General features: G+C 38.5%; 18 protein-coding genes. 10 read left to right on the top strand and 8 right to left on the bottom strand.

What is annotated here, in order from left to right; genetic code table 11:
* Positions 1–70 precede the first annotated feature (70 nt).
* Positions 71–2,497, top strand: a complete 2,427-nt coding sequence (gene rnr, locus FCS21_RS02580) for a ribonuclease R (RefSeq protein ID WP_138620398.1) — start codon at positions 71–73, stop codon at positions 2,495–2,497.
* A gap of 43 nt (positions 2,498–2,540) precedes the next feature.
* Positions 2,541–3,296, top strand: coding sequence for a 23S rRNA (guanosine(2251)-2'-O)-methyltransferase RlmB (rlmB, locus tag FCS21_RS02575; protein WP_138620397.1), 756 nt, complete (start codon positions 2,541–2,543; stop codon positions 3,294–3,296).
* A 112-nt stretch (positions 3,297–3,408) separates the two neighbouring features.
* Here the strand turns inward: rlmB and FCS21_RS02570 are convergent, their stop codons facing one another.
* Positions 3,409–4,377: a class 1 fructose-bisphosphatase gene (locus FCS21_RS02570; protein WP_138620396.1), complete on the bottom strand. Its 969-nt coding sequence runs from the start codon at positions 4,375–4,377 to the stop codon at positions 3,409–3,411.
* A gap of 167 nt (positions 4,378–4,544) precedes the next feature.
* On the bottom strand, positions 4,545–5,462 hold the full coding sequence (locus FCS21_RS02565) for a DMT family transporter (RefSeq protein WP_138620395.1): 918 nt from the start codon (positions 5,460–5,462) through the stop codon (positions 4,545–4,547).
* Positions 5,463–5,628: 166 nt separating this feature from the next.
* On the opposite strand from FCS21_RS02565, the gene FCS21_RS02560 reads away from it, so the two are divergent.
* The 3 genes from FCS21_RS02560 (at position 5,629) to FCS21_RS02550 (ending at position 9,750) form a co-directional block, all read left to right on the top strand.
* Positions 5,629–7,011 carry a multidrug effflux MFS transporter gene (locus tag FCS21_RS02560; protein WP_138620394.1) on the top strand — a complete coding sequence of 461 codons (1,383 nt, stop codon included), beginning with the start codon at positions 5,629–5,631 and terminating at the stop codon, positions 7,009–7,011.
* 18 nt (positions 7,012–7,029) lie between these two features.
* Complete coding sequence (gene elbB, locus FCS21_RS02555; protein ID WP_138620393.1) at positions 7,030–7,686, top strand: isoprenoid biosynthesis glyoxalase ElbB; 657 nt, start codon at positions 7,030–7,032, stop codon at positions 7,684–7,686.
* 171 nt (positions 7,687–7,857) lie between these two features.
* On the top strand, positions 7,858–9,750 hold the full coding sequence (locus FCS21_RS02550) for a glycoside hydrolase family 3 protein (RefSeq protein ID WP_246046958.1): 1,893 nt from the start codon (positions 7,858–7,860) through the stop codon (positions 9,748–9,750).
* A 270-nt stretch (positions 9,751–10,020) separates the two neighbouring features.
* Here the strand turns inward: FCS21_RS02550 and FCS21_RS02545 are convergent, their stop codons facing one another.
* Positions 10,021–10,758: a potassium channel family protein gene (locus tag FCS21_RS02545; RefSeq protein ID WP_138620528.1), complete on the bottom strand. Its 738-nt coding sequence runs from the start codon at positions 10,756–10,758 to the stop codon at positions 10,021–10,023.
* Positions 10,759–10,837: 79 nt separating this feature from the next.
* Positions 10,838–13,402 (bottom strand): DUF748 domain-containing protein, encoded by a 2,565-nt coding sequence (locus FCS21_RS02540; protein WP_138620392.1) that lies wholly within the window; start codon positions 13,400–13,402, stop codon positions 10,838–10,840.
* A gap of 301 nt (positions 13,403–13,703) precedes the next feature.
* Between FCS21_RS02540 and FCS21_RS02535 the strand changes: the two genes are divergently transcribed.
* Positions 13,704–14,534 carry a mechanosensitive ion channel family protein gene (locus FCS21_RS02535; RefSeq protein ID WP_138620391.1) on the top strand — a complete coding sequence of 277 codons (831 nt, stop codon included), beginning with the start codon at positions 13,704–13,706 and terminating at the stop codon, positions 14,532–14,534.
* A gap of 168 nt (positions 14,535–14,702) precedes the next feature.
* Here the strand turns inward: FCS21_RS02535 and FCS21_RS02530 are convergent, their stop codons facing one another.
* Positions 14,703–15,182: a TlpA disulfide reductase family protein gene (locus FCS21_RS02530; RefSeq protein WP_138620390.1), complete on the bottom strand. Its 480-nt coding sequence runs from the start codon at positions 15,180–15,182 to the stop codon at positions 14,703–14,705.
* 482 nt (positions 15,183–15,664) lie between these two features.
* On the opposite strand from FCS21_RS02530, the gene FCS21_RS02525 reads away from it, so the two are divergent.
* From FCS21_RS02525 to envZ, 3 genes are all read left to right on the top strand, one after another.
* A complete protein-coding gene (locus FCS21_RS02525; RefSeq protein WP_138620389.1) occupies positions 15,665–16,138 on the top strand; it encodes a hypothetical protein in 474 nt (157 codons plus the stop codon).
* 137 nt (positions 16,139–16,275) lie between these two features.
* Positions 16,276–16,998: an osmolarity response regulator transcription factor OmpR gene (ompR, locus tag FCS21_RS02520; protein ID WP_138620388.1), complete on the top strand. Its 723-nt coding sequence runs from the start codon at positions 16,276–16,278 to the stop codon at positions 16,996–16,998.
* A gap of 7 nt (positions 16,999–17,005) precedes the next feature.
* The gene (gene envZ, locus FCS21_RS02515; protein ID WP_138620387.1) at positions 17,006–18,334 is read left to right on the top strand and encodes a two-component system sensor histidine kinase EnvZ; all 1,329 of its coding nucleotides are present in this window, start codon (positions 17,006–17,008) and stop codon (positions 18,332–18,334) included.
* A gap of 143 nt (positions 18,335–18,477) precedes the next feature.
* On the opposite strand, the gene pckA is transcribed toward envZ, so the two are convergent.
* The 3 genes from pckA to FCS21_RS02500 all read right to left on the bottom strand — a co-directional run bounded on the left by pckA (position 18,478) and on the right by FCS21_RS02500 (position 21,776).
* A complete protein-coding gene (gene pckA, locus FCS21_RS02510; RefSeq protein WP_138620386.1) occupies positions 18,478–20,115 on the bottom strand; it encodes a phosphoenolpyruvate carboxykinase (ATP) in 1,638 nt (545 codons plus the stop codon).
* A gap of 378 nt (positions 20,116–20,493) precedes the next feature.
* The gene (gene hslO / locus FCS21_RS02505; RefSeq protein ID WP_138620385.1) at positions 20,494–21,366 is read right to left on the bottom strand and encodes an Hsp33 family molecular chaperone HslO; all 873 of its coding nucleotides are present in this window, start codon (positions 21,364–21,366) and stop codon (positions 20,494–20,496) included.
* Positions 21,367–21,371: 5 nt separating this feature from the next.
* Positions 21,372–21,776 (bottom strand): S4 domain-containing protein, encoded by a 405-nt coding sequence (locus FCS21_RS02500; RefSeq protein WP_138620384.1) that lies wholly within the window; start codon positions 21,774–21,776, stop codon positions 21,372–21,374.
* 230 nt (positions 21,777–22,006) lie between these two features.
* On the opposite strand from FCS21_RS02500, the gene gspC reads away from it, so the two are divergent.
* Positions 22,007–22,969, top strand: coding sequence for a type II secretion system protein GspC (gene gspC / locus FCS21_RS02495; RefSeq protein WP_138620383.1), 963 nt, complete (start codon positions 22,007–22,009; stop codon positions 22,967–22,969).
* The last annotated feature ends 138 nt before the right edge of the window (positions 22,970–23,107 follow it).

Below are 23,107 nucleotides of genomic sequence, written 5' to 3'. Positions count from 1 at the left end.
AAAAGCGTTAGAGTGGTTAATTCTTTATGATATACTGTCGTCAGTTATCCTTAAATATTGACCCATTATAGTGACCTATAACGATCCACACGCTAAACGCGAAGCCAAAAAATATGACCAGCCTGTCGCCTCACGCGAATTGCTGCTATCAATCATCGAAAAATGCTCGCCACCACCAAGCTTTAATAGCTTGGTCAAAACACTAAAGTATGATGAAGAATATCAACTTATTGGTTTGAAACGTCGTTTACGTGCGATGGAAAATAGTGGTCAGCTAATTTTTAATAAATTCAAACAATACGCCTTGCCGGAGAAAAATAGCCTACTTATAGGTACAGTGACTGGCCATCGGGACGGTTTTGGTTTCTTCACGCCAGATGATGCCTCTATAACCGATAAAAAAGGTAAAGATTTTTATATCTCTTCCCATGAAATGCAGCGAGTATTTCATGGTGATTCTGTGCAGGCTATTTTAGTTGACCGTACCGATAGAAAAGGTCGTAAAGAAGTTAAAATACTTGAGGTTGTTGAACCAAGAAAAGCGCCTATTGTTGGTCGTTTTTATGTTGATCATCATGTTTGCTCAGTCGTCTCAGAAGACAGTAAAATAAAACAAGAAGTGTTAATTGACCCTAAATTGAAGATGGGTGCTCGCCATGGACAAATGGTGGTGGTTGAATTAATAGAAAGACCAACTAGACGTTCACATGCTATTGGTAAGGTGATTGAAGTATTAGGCGATCACTTAGCGCCAGGCATGGAGATTGAAATTGCGTTACGTGCTCATGATTTACCGCATCAATTTTCACATGAGGTACAAGCCGAAGTTGCCGGTATTGCTGATGAAGTTGAAGAGTCAGCTAAACTACCACGTAAAGATTTACGCGATCTGCCACTCGTTACTATTGATGGTGATGATGCTCGAGACTTTGATGATGCGGTTTATTGTCAACCTGAACAGTCAGGTGGATGGCGTTTATGGGTTGCCATAGCGGATGTCAGTTATTATGTTCAACATGGTACTGCCTTAGATGATGAAGCTATATCACGGGGTAACTCGGTGTATTTTCCTAGCCAAGTTATCCCTATGCTGCCAGAAAAGCTCTCTAATGGTCTTTGTTCACTTAACCCTGATGTTGATCGTTTATGTATGGTTTGTGAAATGACCGTCAGTGCTGACGGACAGCTTACCGGTAGTCAATTTTATCCAGCAGTAATGCGTTCTCATGCTCGCTTTACCTATACTAAAGTAGCTGCCATTCTTGAGGGCGATGAAGCGCTTTGTCAAGAATATCAGACCCTAGTACCCGATTTAAAAAATCTAGAACATATGTATCACGCACTAAGTGACGCGCGCCTTAAGCGTGGTGCTATCGCCTTTGAAACGCAAGAATCACTTTTTCTTTTTAACGAGAATAAGAAAATTTCTGCTGTAGTGCCATTAATTCGTAATGATGCTCATAAAATCATTGAAGAATGTATGATTTTGGCCAATGTTGCCACTGCCAAGTTTATTGAAAAACATCAAAAACCCGGATTGTTCCGTGTTCACGAAAAACCAAACGAAGATAAGTACCGTAACTTTGTTACCTATTTAAATGAGCTTGGTTTGTCATTAGCTGTAAAAGAAGAGCCAGAGCCTCGAGATTATGGTGATATTTTGGCTATGGTAGATGGTCGTCCCGACCAAGAGCTTATTCAAACCATGTTGTTACGCTCAATGCGTCAAGCCGTTTATCAAAGTGATAACGAAGGGCATTTTGGTTTAGCGCTACCGTCGTACAGTCACTTTACCTCTCCTATTCGTCGCTATCCTGACTTAGTGGTGCACCGAGTTATTAAAGCCATTCTTGAAAAAGAAGCTAAGAATGAAGCCAACGCAGGTAGCTATGACTATACCTTAGAGGAAGTGGTTGAGTTAGGTGAGCATTGTTCAATGACTGAACGGCGCGCCGATGAAGCGACGCGCGATGTTGCTGATTGGCTTAAATGTGAATTTATGCAAGATCATGTCGGTGATAACTTTACTGGTGTGATTTCAACGGTAACTAATTTTGGTATGTTTGTGCGTTTACAAGACTTACATATTGAAGGCTTAGTGCACATTACTTCACTTGGTCACGATTTCTACCATTTTGATGATGTACGCATGTGCCTTACTGGTGAAAATAGCGGTAAAAAATACCGTGTTGGTGATGAGATACGCGTACAGGTTGCCGCGGTAAATCTCGATGAAAAGAAAATAGACTTACGACTTGAAGGTGATGACAGCCAGCAAAGTAACACTAAAGGCAAGTCTAAAAACAGCTCTAAAGGTAAAGCTAAAAGTCCTAGACGTTCAGCATCAACGCCGGCTACTGAAATAAGTGAGGCTAATGCTAAAACTAAATCTAAAGGCAAACCTAAAGAAAAGTCTAAAGAAAAAAGTAAAGCGAAAAAACGTAGTGCGCGTAAAAAGCGCCCTGGAAAAAATGCCCGTAAAAAAGTAGCAAAGTAAATGCTTATCATCTAAGTGATTAATGTAGAGACAGAGAAATAACATGGCAAAAAATGAAGAATTAGTCTTTGGTATTCATGCCGTTAATGCGTTAATGAACGCAGCACCCGAGCGTTTTATTGAAATATGGTTATTAAAAGGTCGTGAAGATGAACGTATGATGCCTATTATTAACTTATCACGTAAATACGGTATTGGTACGCAATTAGCGAGTCGTAAAACCCTTGATGATAAAAGTGATGGTGAGCAGCACCAAGGCGTCATTGCCCGAGTAAGACCGGGTAAAAGTTACACCGAAAACGATCTTGATGACATGCTTATTGCTGCAGAAAAAAAAGGTATGCCAGCTTTCTTTCTTATTTTAGATGGTGTTACCGACCCGCATAATTTAGGTGCTTGTTTGCGTAATGCTGATGCAGCTGGTGTACAAGCTATCATAGTGCCTAAAGATAATGCCGCACAAATTACCCCAACGGTACGTAAAGTAGCGGTAGGCGCGGTTGAAAGTGTGCCCTTAGTACAAGTGACTAACTTATCAAGAACGATGAAGCAATTACAACAGCAAGGTGTCTGGATTGTAGGTACTGCAGGAGAAACAGACACTTGTTTATATGATGTGAAATTATCTGGACCAATGGCACTGGTGATGGGCGCTGAAGGTAAAGGTATGCGTCGATTAACCCGTGAGAACTGTGACCAACTAGTCAAATTACCCATGGCGGGCAGTGTCTCTAGTTTAAATGTTTCAGTAGCAACAGGTATTTGCTTGTTTGAAATGGTGCGCCAACGTAGAGCTTAATCTGCTTGCTATAAATTTACGTTTTAGTCATAAAAAAGGCTTATTGTTTACAACAATAAGCCTTTTTTATTGTGTCTGTCTCTACTAAAGAGCGACTACTAAAACGTTAATGTTAAGCGTAGTAACTTAAGCATTTTTCAACTTCGTTTTTAGATCCCATGATCACTTCAACACGTTGATGAATACTTTCTGGCTCTATATCCATAATGCGTCCTTCGCTAGTCATCGCTAAGCCACCGGCTTGCTCAAGTAAAAACGCCATTGGGTTAGCTTCATACATTAAGCGTAATTTATACGGTTTTTCAGGGTTTTTATTATCAGCAGGGTAAGTAAAAATACCACCACGACATAATACTCGATGAATATCACCTACCATGGCTGCTATCCAGCGCATGTTAAAGTTTTTACCACGTGGACCAGTGTCACCTGCAAGTAAATCATCAATGTACGCTTGCATAGGTGCTTGCCAAAAACGTTGGTTAGACATGTTAATAGCAAACTCGCTAGTATCAGTAGGAACTTGTACATTACGTTCTACTAATAAGAAGCCACCATAGGTTCTGTCTAATACATAAAAATGTGTACCACTCCCGGTTGTCATAACTAACATGGTTGAAGGGCCGTATAAAACGTAACCCGCACAAACTTGCTTGTTGCCAGCTTGTTTGAACATGTCATCATCACCAGCAGCAATATCTTTAGGTGCTTCATGAATTGAGAAAATAGTACCAATTAATGAGTTGATATCGATGTTAGAGCTACCATCGAGCGGATCAAAAGAAACAATATATTTGCCCTCTGCATCGCCGGCTACCGAGTGATCTTCTTCTTCTGATGAAATCGCTTTAACAAAACCTGATTCAAGTAAAATATCTTTGAATAACTCATTAGCAACAACATCTAAGTTCTTTTGTACTTCGCCTTGAATATTTTCATCCAAGGTTGAGCCCATCACATCACCTAAGTGGCCTTGGCTAACACGAAACGAAATTTCTTTCGTGGCAGCTAAAATAGTTTTTATTAATGAAATCAAATCAAGAGGGACATTATCTTGACGTAAAGCTGGGGCTAGTCGTTGCATTAGGTTACCTAAATTACTGTAAAGTTGTTTGGCTATATCGTTGCATTACTTCTTGGCAAGCGTTTTACAACATTTTGGCAAGCGAGTAGCTGGATATTGGCGACATCATAAATAACCGATATTATAGCAAGTTTGTGCTTGGCTTTAACATGACTAAAACGATTAATTTATACTTTACTGGTTTTTAAAAAGTGAAAAGTAAATAGCTTAAGTACGCCTGGCTTAGCTAACACTACTAAGTTCCCCGTTAGCATCAAGCTTAAGCCAATCAAGGTATAACTATCCCAGACAAATCCTTCTACAATACTTGAAATAACCACAGCTACCGCCGGAAACATAATGGTAGCGTAAGAGGCTTTGTGTGCGCCAATGCGTGCTAACAAGGTTAAATAACAACCAAAAGCAATAACAGAGCCAAATACCGATAAATATAATAATGAACTGATATATTCAACCGTATAAGCAAAGTTAAAACGCTGACCTTGTGCCATCGCAACAATTCCCATGAATATCGCGCCATACATCATGCCCCAAGCCGTAGCAGGTAGTACCGGCATATTGCTACGTTGATTTTTAATGGAAATCATATTACCAGTAGAAGCAAGCATTACGCCAATTAACGATAAGCCTAAGCCTAGTAAGGTACTATCACCAAAGTGTACATTACTTATTTGCGGCCAAAATAAAGTCACAATACCGAATAAACCAAGCCCACCGCCAAAATAAACCTGACTTGAGATATGGGTTTTAAAGCAAATACGGGCATTAATAATATTAACCATCATCAAGGTTGAAAAAGCGATACTGGTTAGCGCCGAGTTAATATGCGCCTGCGCGTGATAAATTAAATAATAATTAGCACCGAATAAGGTTAAGCCGAAAAAGAATAGTTGTCCATGTTGCTTGGCAGAAAATGTAAGTGGTAATTGCTTGAAGTGACAATAAGTAAACATGCACAAAGCAGCCAAGCCAAAGCGATAAAAGATAGACACTTCAGCAGAAACCTCGCCTAATTGATAATTAATAGCAATCCAGGTTGAGCCCCAAATAAGTACCGTTATTATATATAAAAAACTATTGTTCATTAGTGCCTATTTATCAGAGTGTGCTTCTAGGGTAAGAGTGACATTGTAATGATATTTTGTTCTAATAACACTTACAAATACATAAAAATGCAACCTACACAGTCGCTATAAAAAAAAGCATTTTTTAAATAAAAAACACTATAAACAGCATAGATAGTAGGAATTAATGACAGCACAAAATAATGATGGCGCAAGTTCAAGTTCAGCGGTCAAGAATTCAGCTATTCATCAAGTTAATAGTCACCAGGTCGAAAAGGCTAATCTAAACAGTAGTGATAAATCAATAAAGCATGAAAATATAAACCAATCAACGGCACAACTTAAGGTATCTTTGGCGTTATTATTACCTTTACTCGCGGCAATTTTAGCGGTATCACCTTTAGCGGTAGATATGTACTTACCCGCTATGCCAGCGCTAGCAGAGTATTTAAATACCCCGATGAGCATGGTACAAAACAGCTTAAGCATTTATTTGTTGGGTTATGCGCTTGGCTTAATATTATTTGGTCCTATGGCGGATAAGCATGCCCGTCGAACTCTAGTCTTTATTGGTATTGGCGGATTTTTCATTACTAGTGTGTTGTTAACTTTAGTCGCTAACATTGAGCAATTTTTAACAGTGAGGTTTTTACAGGCGTTTGTCAGTAGTGCGGCAACGGTTGTTGTACCCGGCGCCGTACGAGAGTATTACGGTAAGGATACCGCGAAAGGACTGTCGTATGTCAGTATGATCATGATGTTAGCTCCTATGATCGCGCCCAGTATTGGTAGTGTATTGCTACTTGCTCATAGCTGGCAGCTTATTTTTTATGTATTAGCGGGTTATAGTTTTATTGTCTTACTGTTAGTGATGAAATATTTGCCAGATGCGGCTAACGTGACTGATGCAGCAGGAGCGAGCTCATTAGGCAAAGTAACAGTGCAAATGGGATTTATGCAGCGTTATAAAATAGTGTTAAGCAATGGAGAGGCGCGATTAGATATTATTTCATCAATGATGATCGCACTGGCCTTTTTTGCCTATATCACCGCTATTCCTTATGTGTATTTAAAGGTTTTTGCGGTATCTGAATACACCTTTAGTGTGCTATTTGCGTTAAATATTTTTGCGTTAATGACCGCACATTTTACTAATACACGTTTTGTTATGCGTAAAGGCTCAAGAAAGATGTTACGTTTTGGTTTAAGCTTAGCCACCATTGCCGCAACCGCATTAGTCGTGGTCAATTTTTTGCAGCTGCCATTAATGTATACCGTGATGACTATTTTTCCACTGATGGGAAGTATTTCTATGATAGCGGTAAATAGTGATGCATTAATTCTCACTAAATTTCCTGAGCATTCAGGTACGGTAACGGCAGTTATTGGTACACTTCGTTGGGGAATTGGCGCATTAGCAGGGCCTATTTTAGCCTTCTTTTATGATGGTAGCGCTAAGCCTTTTGCCTTATTAATGTTTTTTGCTGTGTTGGTTGTATTATGTTGTCAGTTAAGCGTATGGTTTAGTGATAAAAGTCGTCTTAACCTAAGACATAGCAAATATAATTAACTATAAAAAGGAATACTCATGAAAAATATAGCCGTAATATTAAGTGGTTGTGGTGTTTACGATGGCAGTGAAATTCAAGAAGCCGTTATTACCTTATTAGCGATAGCGCAACAAGGCGCTCGTTATCGTTGTTTTGCACCTAATATAGCTCAACACCATGTTATTAATCATTTAACGGGGGAAGTGAGTGAAGGTGAAAGCCGTAATGTATTGGCTGAAGCGGCACGTATTGCGCGCGGTGATGTTGAAGACTTAACGCTACTAAGTGAAAAAGAGTTTGATGCCATCATTTTTGTGGGTGGTTTTGGCGCGGCAAAAAATTTAAGTAGCTTTGCCTTAGATAATGATAACTACAACGTTAATGAGCAAGTAGTTAATGCCGCTAAAATGTTTGCTAATGTAGATAAACCTTCAGGCTTTATGTGTATTGCTCCGGCTTTATTGCCGATGATTTACCCTGTTGGCGTTAAAGGTACTATTGGTAAAGACAGTGCAACCGCTAGCTTAATTACCGCGCAAGGTTTAACGCATATTGATTGTGAAGTAACTGACATCGTGGTTGATGACACATATAAAATAGTGACTACGCCTGCTTATATGTTAGCTGAATCAATAGATGAAGCCGCAGTGGGTATTAATAAGCTGGTTAAGCATGTGCTTGCGCTGTGTAAATAGCTATCGTTTTTAATGAGCAACTTTTTAATAAACAAGCTATCGACATCATTGTCGAGTATTTTATCAAGTTACTTACCTACCATAAAAATAGCGTTGATGAACAAAACACAGTATCGGCAGGTAAGTATAGTTATCCCCCTAATCTTCGTCGCACTCATCATGGCGCTAAACATGAGACAAAGCCACGCAGCGATAAAAAATATGAGCAATACGCCTACTAGTACACCAATATTGACTGCCTTTGAGCAACAAATTGCTGAAAAAATGTCGCTTGATATACGTTATTTTTGTGCCGATATAGCTGGCAAATCGAGCGTGCCAACATCAAAACATTGTCGAAAAGCAGTGACTAAACTCCCTGATGAACTTGCCCAGCTTATCACTAGCAGTAATGTTGGCGGCATAGTGCTATTTGCTGAAAATGTGCAAGAAATAACGCAAGTGGTTAACTTAACCCATGATATTCAACAAGCCGCTATAAAATCTATACAAGGTAAGCCTTTGATTATTTCTATGGATCAAGAGGGTGGTCGGGTGGCTCGCTTTACTAAAATGACCGGCTTTGCTGGTAATATGGCTATTGGTGCAAGTTATGCTCAACACGGCACTGATTTTGCCACGCAAGTAAATACTGTTATCGCAACAGAGTTACAGGCTTTAGGCATTAATAATAACTACGCGCCAGTAGTTGATGTCAATACGAATGTTGCTAACCCCGTTATTAATACCCGCTCGTTTGGTGAATCAGCAGGGCAGGTCGCTAAACTTGGGGTCAGTGCGGTAAATGCTATTCAGGCACAGGGGGTTATGGCGACGTTGAAACATTTTCCAGGTCATGGCGATACCCATGTCGACAGTCACTTAGGTTTACCTCGCGTTGATCATGATAGAGCGACAATAGACAGAGTTGATTTAGCGCCTTTTAGTTGGGCAATTAAGCACAGCAAACCCGCTATGATCATGACTGCACATATTCAATACCCAGTGCTGGATAATAGTATTTTTGTCAGTAAACAAGGTGAAAAGCTCATTCGTCCAGCGACTATGTCACGTAAAATATTAACTGACTTGTTAAGAAAAGAAATGGCCTTTGATGGTATTATCGCCACCGATGCCCTTGATATGGCTGGTGTAACACACTTTTTTACTGATGTTGAAGCTGTGGTTGAAACGTTTATTGCCGGTGCAGATCTTGCTGTAATGCCATTTAAAGTTAGAACCCCTGAAGATATCAATAATTTTTATACTTTTATCAAAAACGTGGCAAAAGCCTTAACGATGCGCATTGCGCAAGGCGATTACCAGTTAGTAGAATTTGAAGAGTCTATTGCTCGATTAAAGCACTATAAGCAGCAATATATTGCGATAAATAATAGCTCAATCACCCAGCAAGTCGTGGCCGCAAAAGCTATTATCGCTAATGAAAAGCATATACAGACGGAGCAAGCACTTGCCGATGCCGCGGTTACCCTATTGAAAAATAAACAAGTATTACCACTTAATATTCAGCAAGTAAAAAAAATACATTTTATTGTCGCCAATAAGCAAGAATTAGCGGCGTTAACTTATGCAACCCAACGCGCGCTTGTCAAAGTATTACCAACCCATACCGTGAATAATATTATTATGAGCGACTTTATTGCTACTTATGCTACTTCGCCTGAGCAGCAAAGGAGTACCTTGCTAAATCACGCTGATATTGTCATCGCTACTGTTGATATTAAAACAGCCAGCTTAGTTGATCTAGGAGGAATGGACGATTTAACACCGAGCTACGGTAGTGCAGCACAAAAACAGCTGAAACTAAGCTATGCCACTTTGTTAAAACAGCAACTTACGTTTGCAGGACAGTTAAATATACCTACCATTGTTATTGCTAAAGGCTCGCCATTTTTGATAAATGAATACCGTCAATTGGCCGGTGCGGTATTATTAAACTTTGACGATAGGATATATAAAAACGAACATAACCAAGCTATTAGTCCAGGGTTCAATGCCAGTATGGCGGTAGTGTTTGATGTCAGTAAAGCGTTAGGAAAATTACCCGTTAGTGTAAAAGAGTAGTTTTTAATAAGCAGCTAAGTTTCTATTAGACTTTCTTAACTTTGTTGATTTATGTGCAACAACTCATGGTTATTTTTGATTGTTTATACTTTAGAAGCAAGATGAATGTCGAATCAAATCAGAGTAGCTATTGCTGGTTATGGTAATTTAGGACGAGGTGCTTAATCATCATGGGTGCAAAACCAGAGATGTGTCTAGTCGTCGTGCACCAGCCCGTGTAGCCTTACTTGATCGTAGTAACCCTGAATTTACTGCCAGTATTTCGGTTGATTAACCCTTATCTTTAACTTTAATGTCGATTTTATTTTTAGCCATAGTTTCAGCTAAAACTTGACTCCTTTTAGAACGACGATTGTTTGGACCGAAGCTGCTCATATGCGAGCCAACTAAGCTAGCGACTAAAATAGCTAAATATAATTGTCCAACAACGGCTTCACAATAAACAAAAAATCGTGAGATAGGAAACAGCGGTGAAATATCGCCAAACCCTAAAGTCGTTATAGTAACAAAGGAGAAGTAAATAAAATCAGGGAATAACGTAAACCATTCGTTATTAGCGGTAATGTTTGCAAAAGCTCCCGGTAAGGTCAGTTGTACTAGGGTATAGAGTACCGCCCAAATAAGACCTATTAATAAGTATAAACAAATAGCGCCTAATATTTTATTAATATCGATATCACCGGTAAACATCACCTGTTTCATGGTACGTAACGCACTCGAAATTAAGAAGCTAAGTAATAACAATAAATATAATTGATCAAAGCCGGCATTATCAAGCCAAGCACTAGCTAATGAAAAGACGACAACCGCAATAGGAAAAATAAAGGTTTTTCGTAAAACAAATTCCTTTGAATCTACGCCCCAAACCGCTACTAACAGGGTTACTGTGGTGGCCGATTGCACTAAACGTTGTGCAGTTCCATCAAAAAATTGCTGTGCTAAGGCGGTACCTAGTAACAAGAGAGTTAAGGCGCAAGTTAGATAAATAAAATTATCTTCACGTGTCATTATTTTCACAAATGTTTCTCTTTTATTTCGAAATAATTTTACTGCTTAAAGCTCAACCTAACCACAGTGGTGATAAAGACTAAACCGAAATAGCGATGCGTGGTATTGCGCCTTTACTGCTGTCTATCTGCGGTTTGCATAATAAAATACGTGATGATTCAATGTTACCTTGCTCAACTAAATGATCTTTAAAGGCATGTTCACGTTGTTCACCTAAATCAAGTAAACGTTTTATATCTGCTTTATTTTTTACAGCAACCCCTGCAGGAAGACCAATATCTTCAGGAGTGCTTATCGCACAAAGGGTTACGCGAGTTTTTTCTTTGTCTTTCATCAAAGCAATGAAGTCTTTCAAATAAGCCCTTTGATACTCATCGGGCGTCACCTGTTCTACCTTATACTCCACATCATCAAAACGCAGCTTTAAGGCTATTTCACCGGCCGTTATTGCGATAGACACTATGTTTGCATAAGGCACAAAAGTGGTTAGCAAATACTCTTGTGTTGCCGATATAATGGCTTTTTTGGTGATTAAGGTAATAATGCTACTGAAGCCAAATTTTGGATCTGAGGTAGAGCCGCTAATTGGTACGTCAAGCTCTACATTACCCTCTCTATCCTTTAACATGCCAATAGCCACATTTAACGGTAAAGCTCCTTGGTCAATTAGGCTACCCGCTTCTTCACTATCGACTAAGCCAGTCTCCAAGGCTTCTAATAGCACGACAATATTTCCTTTGAGTTGATCAGCGGTTAGCGTTAAGTCTAAAGCTGTGTTTAGTTGACCTGTTTTAACTTCAACACCAGTAGAGGCTTTTAAGTAGGAAGAAAGCGCGGGTAATGAAAACTCTTTAAAATCCCCTTTCGCATGGTACGTCGGTTGTTGTGCAAAAGGTTGCAGGTAACCCACTAGGTTAATTTTAGCGTACTTGTTACTACGACCAGCAAAGGTAAAAGGCGTTTTTACTTGCTTATGTTCAACTTTATTACTTAAAGCGCCGACGGTGAGTGTGTCTAAAAATAGTGTCCGTTGATAAATAGGGTCAACACTAAAGTCAGTAAAGCTAAAGGAATTGTTATTAATAAAGCGTAATTCCTTGAAGCTAAAGATAAAATTATCATCGCTTACGTTAATATCATTAGCATTAGCCGCTTTTTTAACCACTTGTGGGCTGTCTTTTGTTACTGGCGTTGCTGCTTCTGGTGTCATCTGTGCATCAGCGTCATTGGTCAAAGCGATTAAATTCGCAATAGCCTTTTTCTCGTTAACAATTATGCCACCTGTTAAGGTATCAAAAATAATATTATTGACGGTAATACTTTTTTCGTGAATATGTAGTTCATCTATCATTAACTGCTTTAACTGCACTACCGGTGGTAATTTCACAATTTCTTGTGCAGCAATATCAAGACCGTCTTTTTCAGCACGCTCATTGATTTTATTAATGTTTTTTTCAGCTTCAGCAGCACTCAATGCCGCTTTTTTAGAAAACATGAACTCATCTAGCTTAACATTAGCAATATCTATACTAGGTGCTTCATCTAAAATAAAGCGAATATCATTAACACTAAGTTGATTAAAAGCGACCACATTATCTTTACTGACTTTGTCGGTAACTACAGCATCAATAAGCTTAATATTACTGGCACCTGTTAAGTGAGTTAGTGCGCTATCTTCTATGCTAATCGCTAAGTCGGTAAAGTTATACTCCAGCTCCTTGAGGGTAAATTGCTGGTGCTCTAGCCCAGCTAAAAAATCTTGTAAGGTTAAGTTGGCGTTTTGCATAGTCAAATTGATACTTTGCTCTGCTAAGGTAATTGTTTGCTGACTCTTAAAAGAAAGCGAGCCTTTTAACTCAGTGAGATCTTTAACGTAGCTAGCTAACTTTTCAATAGGATAGTTTTTTAAGGCGATACGACTATTTATATCGCCTTTGCCAAGTGTTAATTTGGTGTCAGCGGTGAGAGATAAATGCGTATTATCAATTAAGGTGTTTAACGCTAACTTAGCTTGTTGCTGTGTTTCAGTAGCGCTTACTTGACTTAGTATTAGCTGCTCAATTTTTATTTGATGGCTTTTATGTTTTTGCTGCTCAGTATCCATCTCTATATCGATAGTAAACTGACTTAACGAAAAATGAGGTAACAGTAATTGATAAGGAAAACTACTGCTTGATTGCTCAATAGTTTCAGTCGGTTTTTTTTCTACTACCGGCTCTGCCGTTAGTTGAGGTTCTTCAGCCGAGTTGTCTATTTCAATGCCCGCAATCACTAGTTTGCTATTGTGTTGGCTAATGTTTAGCGACCCTTGCTCAATTAATAATTTACTCAATACAATTTTATTAAAAGCGAGCTGCCATAAGGCAACCTGCACTTCCATATTTGCTAAGGTAAAAACACTTTTTTCTGGCGTTGTTTTTGTACTCACTAGGTTAATATCATTTAGTGTTAATCGCATTAAAAACGGGTTAAAACGTATGCTAGCGTTATCAGATAAATGTAATTGCTGGGCGGTCAGTTCAGGGGTAATAAAGTACTTAATTAACGGTGAGGAAATTAGCCAAATAAGAAGAAAAACACCTATGTACAAGGCTAATAATATCTTAAAAAATTTGTGGGTAAAAAAAGATAGCAGACTTGTCATAATGTAGGGCGTTCCTTATTGAGTGATGCGTTATAAGTATTTTTTAAGAGAGCACTTGATGCTTGATAATCATTGTAAATAACACAGCCCATATGATGTCGTATACCATTAATGCCGTATAGAAAGTACAGCTGGCTATTATCTAGCAAAGTGAGCATAACATTTGCAAAATTTTTTGTTAAGCATCTGTTGATATTTCACGACGAGATACTGTCGTGTATTAATGCTATATCCTTAAAAAAAGTTACTATATACTGCTAGTCTACAACACCATATTTATCATAAGTGAAAGGTTAACATAATGGATATAATTCTTGAGTGGTTTGCACAAAATGAGACTAAATTACTACAATTTGTCATAGATTTTGCGGTTGCGATTGCAATCATTATTATTGGTAAATGGGTTGCAAAACTTGTCCGTAAAGGCATTAGTAAAATGCTTAAACACAAAAAAGTTGATGCGGCTGTTATTAGCTTTGTTGGCAGTATTGCCTATGGTATTGTCTTTTTTGTTGCCATCATCGCGGCAATATCGCATTTAGGTTTTAATACCTCATCGCTAGTGGCTATTGTTGGTGCTGCAGGTTTAGCGGTTGGTTTAGCGTTACAAGGCTCTTTATCTAACTTTGCGTCAGGTGTGCTACTTATTGTGTTAAAACCTTTTAAAAGTGGTGACTTTATCGATGTTGCCGGTATTTCAGGTATTGTTGAAGAAATTAATATTTTTTCATCAAAGTTACGAACAGGCGACAACAAAGCGGTAATCATTCCTAATGGTAAAATAACGTCGAGTACTATTACTAACTTTTCAACCAAACCAACGCGCCGCTTAGATTTAGTCATTGGCGTAAGTTATGACGCTGACTTATCAAAAACTAAAGCTATTTTGACTAAACTGACCAGTGAACACGAACTGGTATTAAAAGATCAAGAGGTTGTTATTGGTGTGCAAGAATTAGGGGAAAGCTCAATTAATTTTGTTGTACGTCCTTGGGTTAATTCTGCAGATTACTGGACTTTACACCGTGATTTACTAGAAAAAATTAAAGGAGCCTTCGATGACGCTGATATCGAAATTCCTTATCCACATTTATCTTTACAAGTAAAAAAAGAAGAGGTTGTTCAGGCTTAAGCTTCTCGCTGGTATAACGATGCTTTAGCATGGCTGTTATTTTAACCTATGTATTTTAGGGGTAAGTTAGACTAAGTCTATTAAGTTATTCCCCTCTCAACTCGTCTTTGGCAGCTGAGAGGGGAATATATTTAGTAGCATTGATAGTAGCATTGCTAGTAAGTTAGTTTATTCTCTGACCAGTGCTTGTAATATTTCTTGCTCATATTTTTTCTGCTTGGTCGCATTGAACCCTGTATGGGTGCTAATAAGTTTTCCGTTACGATTAAATAAGTAACTGCTTGGCATACCTTTTAGCTTAAAGCGCTTGGCGAGTAAGCCTTTAGAATCAAAAATAATGCCAAAGTTAGCGGGTGTTTGCTCTAAAAATTCATCCGCTAATGTTGGTTGTGCATCTAAGTTGATACTTAATATAACAAAGCCTTGTGCTTGATGATTTGCTTGCATGGTGTTCATCCAAGGGAACGATTCTCGACAAGGGGCACACCACGAAGCCCAAAAATCTACATAAACAACTTTGCCCTTGTATTGCTCCATTGCTTGCTCAAACTCATTGTTTGGATCATTTGCTAGTACATCTTTACAGGTAAGCAGTAACGTTATTGTTATTAATAATATATTTTTTAAAGTTTTTACTAAGTTTGCCATGCTATTCCTTAGGCCACGAATGAGTGTTTGATACATAATTTCACGTAATTTTACACAGTTTTACATAATTAAGGTCACTATACTTAACTTGTGTTGTCATGCACAATATTCTGACTTTATAATTTGAAGATTATTATACTAATCCGTATAAGAAAGTTATCTCTTAGCCAGAATGTAAAGGTTTAGAGGCAAGGCATTGATTGTAGAGAAGGGTACTCAGGAGAATGTACGTTCTGCATTCTCTAATAAGCTACCTCCGGTAGCGTTCTTTTCAAAATCAATAACGATGCATATAAGCCTTTGCCTTTTATTAGGTACTGGCCCTTTGGGAATACATGGGCACCATGATAACGTCACAACATTTATTCGATGTAGAATAACTATATCCTCATCAATTTTATTTGTTCTAATGTCGTCCATGGAATGCTAAGTGGTGACTTCTTTATACGAAATGGTATTAGCCATTACCAAAGCGGGTTTTTATGAAAACGGCATTAATATCCATCGTTATTTTATTTTTTTATGCTTTACCCAGTAAAGCTTGGTTGCTTGCTAAGGATGAAGCACATCAACAGTGGTTAAAACAACGTTTTAGTGTTCAGCATCAGCAATTAATACCTGTTGTTGCCGTAGCTGATATATTTTTTAGTTGTAATCAAGTACGACAAACAGACAAAACTAACTATCCCTTAAGTTTTTTAATTCAGCAGATGGATAAAAATACCTTGGCAGAAAAGCTTAATAGATGTTTAGGTGAAGACACTATGCAGTCTGACGTCGCAATTAACTTTGGTTTAGTTGCTTGTTTTCAACAGCAGCTTAGTCACTTACCTAACATCGAACAACAGCAGAAAATGAAGCTGGTCAGGCAGGCAGTATCTTCACTTTCTTATGACGAGCGTAAAAAAAGTTTTACCCAATGTGTTACCGAGCAAAGTATTCACTATTTACAATAACGGCTTAAGAAATTACATAAATTGTAACAAATGCTTACCTGCTTTTACTTGGGTAATTTTCTTATTGTTAGCAATATCATTTATAGTAATACCACTGTCAATATATAAGATGCAACACCAGCAAAGTGAAATAAAAGATGACTCAAGAAACCCCCAAAATTTTAGTGGTAGACGATGATATGCGTTTACGCTCATTACTAGAGCGCTATTTAGTTGAGCAAGGTTTTACTGTACGCAGTGCTGCTAATGCAGAGCAAATGGATCGTTTACTTGCACGTGAAAACTTTCATTTGTTAGTACTTGATTTAATGTTACCAGGTGAGGATGGCCTTTCTATTTGTCGGCGATTACGCCAACACGCTAATAATATTCCTATTGTGATGTTAACAGCTAAAGGTGATGAGGTTGACCGTATTATAGGGCTAGAATTAGGCGCTGATGATTATATGCCTAAGCCTTTTAATCCAAGAGAATTACTTGCTCGTATCAAGGCGGTATTACGCCGTCGTACTCAAGAAGCGCCAGGTGCACCGTCATTGGAAGAGAATATTGTTAACTTCGGTAGTTATCAATTGAACTTAGCAACTCGAGAAATGCAAAAAGATGGCGTAAGTATGCCATTAACGAGCGGTGAATTTGCCGTGCTTAAAGCGTTAGTGACTCACCCTAGAGAGCCTCTGTCTCGCGATAAACTAATGAATCTTGCCCGCGGAAGAGATTATTCAGCGTTAGAGCGCAGTATTGATGTACAAGTATCACGATTGCGCCGCATGCTTGAAGAAGATCCCGCTAAACCCAGATATTTACAAACGGTTTGGGGCTTAGGTTATGTCTTTGTACCTGATGGGACATTAACGTAGTCCCCTTATGAAAATATTACCTCGCAGTGCCTTTGGTCAAACGGTTTTATTGATAAGTTTTTTACTCTTTATTAACCAAATAGTCTCTTATATCTCTTTTGCACTCTATGTTATCGAACCAAATCAGCAACAGATAAATCAGCTGCTGGCCAAGCAAGTACGAGTGGTTTTTATTGATATTGGTGATGCCCGATTGAGCCCTAAAATGGCTAAGGCATTTCACAACGAAACAGGTATTGGCGTTTACTATGCAGCAGATGCCTACAAGTTTGGTCTAGCTGAAGCAGGTTTATATCCTTATAGATCAGAGCAAATGTCACTATTACTGGGTGGACCGGCAGAAGTGAGGATCTCACAAGGTGATGAATACCTTTTTTGGATACGAGCTCCACAAGCGCCACATCTTTGGGTAAAAATTCCGTTAATGGGGATGGAAGAAGGTAACTTTTCACCGTTAATATTTTTCATGGCCTTCATTGGCTTATTAAGTATTATGGGAGGCTGGCTCTTTGTAAGACAGCTTAATAGACCGTTAAAATCGTTAGAGATAGCGGCAGAGAATGTCGGGCGAGGTAATTTTCCTGAACCCCTGGTTGAGCGAGGTACGTCAGAGATTATGGCGGTAACTCAAGCTTTTAATCATATGTCTAAAGGTATTAAACGTCTTGAAGACGATCGTAATTTACTTATGGCGGGTATCTCTCACGATTTACGTACCCCTTTAACTCGCATTCGCTTAGCGAGCGAGATGATGCAAGACCAAGATACTTTTTTAAAAGAGGGTATCGAAACGGATATCGATGATATGAATAACATTATCGACCAGTTTATTGACTATATTCGTCACGATTCTAAAGATAAGGCAGAGCTTGGTGATGTAAATATACTCGTTAAAGAAGTACTAAATATTGAAACGCCTAATAACAGGACAATAACCTTTCACCCGAGTGACTGCCCTAAAATACCATTGCGCCATGTTGCGGTAAAACGTGCGTTGGCTAATTTAGTGCAAAATGCTATTCGCTATACCAGCGATGACATTGACGTATTTACAGGTATTGAGCGCAGCGTGGAACATGGTGTCGGGCAAGATTATGTTTTTGTTAATGTCAGTGATCATGGTGCGGGCATCCCCACTGCTGATATCGACCGGTTATTTCAACCGTTTACGCAGGGAGATACCGCGCGTGGTACGGGAGGTAGTGGATTAGGTTTAGCTATTATTAAGCGTGTCGTTGATAAGCATGGCGGTAAGGTTAAGTTGTCTAATAAGGTATCTGGTGGTTTAGAAGCCAAAATTTATTTACCAGTAAAGTCTAGCGGAGCTGTATTTTAATTTTTTTTACTTAAATTTTTTATTTCTGTTATGCCAAACGATATAAACGGCAATAAAAAAGCCAGCTGTTAAAGTAACATCTGGCTTTTTTAGTGCTTATAAAGCTCGCTATTTAAAGCGATATCTTTATAAAAGAAGCGTGATTAGCTCACTGCTTTTAATTTAGCGCTATCTAGTTGAGGGCCGGCTGCAACAAGTGCTTTACCATTGTCAGTATCAGTGAACTTAGTAAAGTTCTTAACAAAACGTTGTGCTAAGTTTACTGCTTTGTCATTCCAAACGTTAACATCTTCATAAGTGTTACGAGGGTCAAGAATATCACCTTCAACACCAGCAATGGCTTTTGGTACTTCTAAGTTAAATAAAGGCACAATTTCTGTTTCAGCGTTATCAATAGAGCCATCTAGGATAGCATCAATAATGGCACGTGTTGCTTTAATAGAAATACGTTTGCCAGTACCGTTCCAGCCAGTATTTACTAGATAAGCTTCAGCGCCAACAGCGTCCATACGTTTATGTAATACTTCAGCGTATTGTGTTGGATGTAGGCTTAAGAACGCAGCACCAAAACAGCTAGAGAAAGTAGGGGTTGGCTCAGTAATACCGCGCTCAGTACCTGCTAATTTAGCGGTAAAACCTGATAAGAAATAATATTCAGTTTGCTCAGGTGTTAATTTAGCTACGGGTGGTAAAACACCAAAAGCATCAGCAGTTAAGAAAATTACTTTCTTAGCATGGCCGGCACGAGAAACTGGTTTAACAATATTATCAATATGATGAATAGGGTAAGAAACACGCGTGTTTTCTGTTTTTGAATTATCATCAAAATCAACTTTACCATTGGCATCAACAGTTACATTTTCTAATAACGCATCACGACGAATAGCATTGTAGATATCAGGTTCATTTTCTTTGCTTAGGTTAATTGTTTTCGCGTAACAACCACCTTCAAAGTTAAATACACCGTTGTCATCCCAACCGTGCTCATCATCACCGATAAGTTGACGTTTAGGATCCGTTGAAAGCGTTGTTTTACCTGTGCCAGATAGGCCGAAGAAAATTGCGGTATCGCCATCTTCACCAACGTTAGCACTACAATGCATAGATGCTATGCCTTGTAGAGGAAGGTAGTAGTTCATCATTGAGAACATACCTTTTTTCATTTCGCCGCCGTACCAAGTACCGCCAATCAATTGAATTTTTTCAGTTAAGTTAAAAGCAACAAAGTTTTCAGAATTTAAGCCTTGTTCTTGCCATTTATCATTTACTGTTTTTGCGCCGTTCATTACTACGAAGTCAGGTTCGTAGCTTTCAAGCTCTGCATCAGTAGGGCGAATGAACATGTTTTTAACGAAATGTGCTTGCCACGCTACTTGCGTAATAAAACGTACTTTTAAACGTGTTGCTTCATCAGCACCACAATAAGTATCAACAACAAATAAACGTTGTCCAGAAAGTTGTGTAGTCACTAAACCTTTTAAGTGATCCCAAGTTTCAGGCGTCATTGGTTTGTTATCATTCTTACCTTGATCAGACCACCATACTGTATCGCGAGTTACGTCATCACGAACAATATATTTATCTTTAGGAGAACGACCCGTAAATATGCCCGTGTCTACATTAACTGCACCAAGCTCAGTTACTACGCCTTTATCAAATCCTTCAAGGCTAGCTTTAGTTTCTTCACTAAAAAGCAACTCGTACGATGGGTTGTAAACTACTTCGTTAACATCGTTGATGCCGTATTGTGACAGATCAATTGAGTTTTTTGGGGCGGTCATAGCACATTCACTCCTAAGTATGACAAATTTTTTAATTTAACATTAATGGTAAGATAAGGTGGTTAATGAAATGCATTATGAATTTATGAAAGGTTTCAGTATGTTTTCATCGCGGCTATTTTAGGATAATATCGAGCAAAACGAAAGTAAAAAATAGTTTATTGTGAAAGTTTTCGTTATAAGCACAATGAATGGTTATCTTATATGCCATTGTAATTGGGCTAGAATGCGATTAAGTCAACTAGCTAAAGGAGTAGACTACTATGTTAATTAGTCCTTAATTATCACCATATGAAATAAATGATAACTAAAATGATAATTAAGGCAGGTAATTATTTGTGTTTTTAGTGCTAAAAAGACGCTTTTAAGGCTTTTTATTTAATGGTTAACTTTCGAAATGAAACTTTTTAGACTCAGTTCATCAAAATCATAAGTAGTAATGCAATACTCACAAGTAATCGATATTTTACCTTGCTCTGCTAACAATGCTTTTATTTCACTTGGCTCAATCTGTGCTATTGCCGATAAACATTTATCTGCAGAACAACCACAGACATAGCTCACTTTTTGCGGTTCAAAAATGTTCACTTGCTCTTGGTGATATAAACGATAAAGCAGTGCTTGTGCCTCTAACGAAAATATTTCTTCACTTTTAATGGTGTTAGTAAGCTGACATAAATGGTCAAAATCACTCACCTGTTTTTCTTTATTTTCAACGCTACCATCACCATCAGGCAATAATTGCACTAAAGCGCCAGCTGCTAACTGCTGCTGGGTGTCACTGAATAACCAAATTTTAGTGGGAATTTGCTCAGAGACTTCAAAGTAATGGGCTAAACAATCGGCAAGTGTTTCTTGGTCTAACGCAACAACACCTTGATATGCTTCTCCGGCGCTAGGGCGTATGGTGATAATCATAGTGCCCTTACCAATTAATGTTTGTAGGGTATCGGCAGTGGTCTCTTCTGCCATTTTAGCAATCCCACGCATTTGTTGGTTATTGTTACCACTTACTGACATATAACCGACAGGGCCATCGCCTTGCAATTGCACGGTAATATCACCTTCAAATTTTAAGGTGGCCGTTAATAGGCAAGTGGCGCATAGTAATTCACCTAATAACTTCTCAACACCCGTAGGATAATTATGGTTTTTAATAATACTTTTAAAGCTACTGCTTAATTGTACTAGTTCGCCACGGGCATGGGCATCGGTAAATAAATAACGATTTAATTCATTAAATTGACTCATAGCAGTTAGATCCTTTCTTTAAATTCACGTAGCTTTCTACGTTGTTTTTTGTCTGGTTTAGTATCACTTGCAGGGCTCAGTAAAATACCTTGCTTACGCGCTAGTGCATTTTTTTCTCGGGTATCAATGCTTTGCTGGCTCTCTTGGTAGAGTGTTTGAGCAAAAGTAGCATCGCTACGCTTATCTGCTAAGGCAATAACAGTAATGGATTTTTCTTCAAAGCCTTGTCTTATTTTTATTATATCACCGATTGATACGGCTTTACCTGACTTAGTACGTTGGCCATTATAAAAAACTTTACCACCATCAATCATTTGTTTGGCAATAGCACGGGTGCGATAAAACCTTGCTGCCCACAACCATTTGTCTAATCTAATGGTGTCATTGTGCGTAGGAGATTTTGTTGACATAATAAACTTGCCTTAAGTAATAGCTTTACAACAGATATTGGTCTGAAAATACGTATAACAACCTCCTCTTTTTAGCCTAAGTGATTTTATTTACCTAAAGTACTTAAAAATCTTAGCTATGACTTGTTGCTAACCTTACGCTCAAGTATCATTCGTGTTTACTTAATACAAATCTAGCATTGGGCTGTGGCTATAAATGGTTAGATTATTCAATAATATAATAAGTAGTTATGGCCTTTCCCACTAACATGATAGCGGTTACCTCTTTGCTCACTCATTGCACTCATCGACGTGTGGCACAAGTCGTGATGGCGTTATTAATTGTTTATATTGCTTATATAAGCGCTAAAATAACTTGGTCAGTTATTCCAGCAACAAAAACTACTGATAATAGTGTCGTTAACAACGCTTACTCAAAAAAAATAAATAGCAAAAATAGTAATAAAACCATCGATGTGAGTAAAGTCCAGTCGCTTAACCTTTTTGGGCAGTTCAATGAAGAAGCTGATACTTCTGCGAAAACTGAGGTTGTTAATGCTCCTGAAACTTCGTTAAATTTAACTTTGTCGGGTCTAGTTGCCAGTGATGAACAATCTATCGCAGCGGCTATTATTGAGCACCGAGGTAAGCAAGAAACCTACGGTATTGGCGATATTATTACCGGTACACGGGCCAATTTAGAGCAAGTGTTGATGGATAGAGTGATCATTAAGCACTCTGGGCGATTAGAAACCTTAATGCTTGATGGTTTTGATTATAATCAGCCAGCGCGCGGTATCTCCAATAAGAGTAATACAACAACGATACTGAACACCGTCTCCGCGGTAGCGTCCCAATCTGCTGGTGCAGAGGTTATCGATCAAAGTAATAATAAACGACTAGCAGTTAGCGCAAAAGAACTGCGCAATGAACTGGTTAAAAGCCCTGCCAATATAAGCGATTATTTACAAATTTCACCTAAACGCCAAGCAGGTAGTATTGTTGGCTACACCTTGCGTCCAGGCAAAAAAGCACAGTTTTTTGAGCAAGCTGGTTTAAAAGCCGGTGATGTTGCGGTTGAAATGAATGGCTACGATTTAATTGTTCCTGCCCAAGCAATGCAAGCAATGGCAGCTATGAAGCAAGCAGGTAATATTTCATTGTTGGTTGACCGTCAAGGTAGTTTAACTGAAATACTGATTAGCGTAGAGTAATGCGCTCGATTAATCGAATTAATTAATGTAATACCGCTTTGATTAAATGCTCACAGAGAGAGTAATCCCTTAATCAACTTGGTATAACCATCACGCTTTAACGTGCTCTTTTAAGCATGTACTTGTTAATAGCGTGAC

It is taken from the genome of Colwellia ponticola (assembly GCF_005885605.1).
GTDB lineage: Bacteria > Pseudomonadota > Gammaproteobacteria > Enterobacterales > Alteromonadaceae > Colwellia > Colwellia ponticola.
The sequence above is the reverse complement of the archived record's forward strand: the minus strand, read 5'-3'. Positions and strand labels throughout refer to the sequence as shown.

Excerpts from the sequence above, each read along its gene's own strand:
- FCS21_RS02550 (WP_246046958.1), top strand. The coding sequence starts at position 7,858 with ATGAGACAAAGCCACGCAGCGATAAAAAATATGAGCAATACGCCTACT.
- rlmB (WP_138620397.1), top strand. The coding sequence starts at position 2,541 with ATGGCAAAAAATGAAGAATTAGTCTTTGGTATTCATGCCGTTAATGCG.
- FCS21_RS02560 (WP_138620394.1), top strand. The coding sequence starts at position 5,629 with ATGACAGCACAAAATAATGATGGCGCAAGTTCAAGTTCAGCGGTCAAG.
- FCS21_RS02565 (WP_138620395.1), bottom strand. The coding sequence starts at position 5,462 with ATGAACAATAGTTTTTTATATATAATAACGGTACTTATTTGGGGCTCA.
- pckA (WP_138620386.1), bottom strand. The coding sequence starts at position 20,115 with ATGACCGCCCCAAAAAACTCAATTGATCTGTCACAATACGGCATCAAC.
- hslO (WP_138620385.1), bottom strand. The coding sequence starts at position 21,366 with ATGAGTCAATTTAATGAATTAAATCGTTATTTATTTACCGATGCCCAT.
- ompR (WP_138620388.1), top strand. The coding sequence starts at position 16,276 with ATGACTCAAGAAACCCCCAAAATTTTAGTGGTAGACGATGATATGCGT.
- FCS21_RS02500 (WP_138620384.1), bottom strand. The coding sequence starts at position 21,776 with ATGTCAACAAAATCTCCTACGCACAATGACACCATTAGATTAGACAAA.
- gspC (WP_138620383.1), top strand. The coding sequence starts at position 22,007 with ATGGCCTTTCCCACTAACATGATAGCGGTTACCTCTTTGCTCACTCAT.
- envZ (WP_138620387.1), top strand. The coding sequence starts at position 17,006 with ATGAAAATATTACCTCGCAGTGCCTTTGGTCAAACGGTTTTATTGATA.
- FCS21_RS02525 (WP_138620389.1), top strand. The coding sequence starts at position 15,665 with ATGAAAACGGCATTAATATCCATCGTTATTTTATTTTTTTATGCTTTA.
- FCS21_RS02570 (WP_138620396.1), bottom strand. The coding sequence starts at position 4,377 with ATGCAACGACTAGCCCCAGCTTTACGTCAAGATAATGTCCCTCTTGAT.
- FCS21_RS02545 (WP_138620528.1), bottom strand. The coding sequence starts at position 10,758 with ATGACACGTGAAGATAATTTTATTTATCTAACTTGCGCCTTAACTCTC.
- FCS21_RS02530 (WP_138620390.1), bottom strand. The coding sequence starts at position 15,182 with ATGGCAAACTTAGTAAAAACTTTAAAAAATATATTATTAATAACAATA.
- FCS21_RS02540 (WP_138620392.1), bottom strand. The coding sequence starts at position 13,402 with ATGACAAGTCTGCTATCTTTTTTTACCCACAAATTTTTTAAGATATTA.
- FCS21_RS02535 (WP_138620391.1), top strand. The coding sequence starts at position 13,704 with ATGGATATAATTCTTGAGTGGTTTGCACAAAATGAGACTAAATTACTA.
- elbB (WP_138620393.1), top strand. The coding sequence starts at position 7,030 with ATGAAAAATATAGCCGTAATATTAAGTGGTTGTGGTGTTTACGATGGC.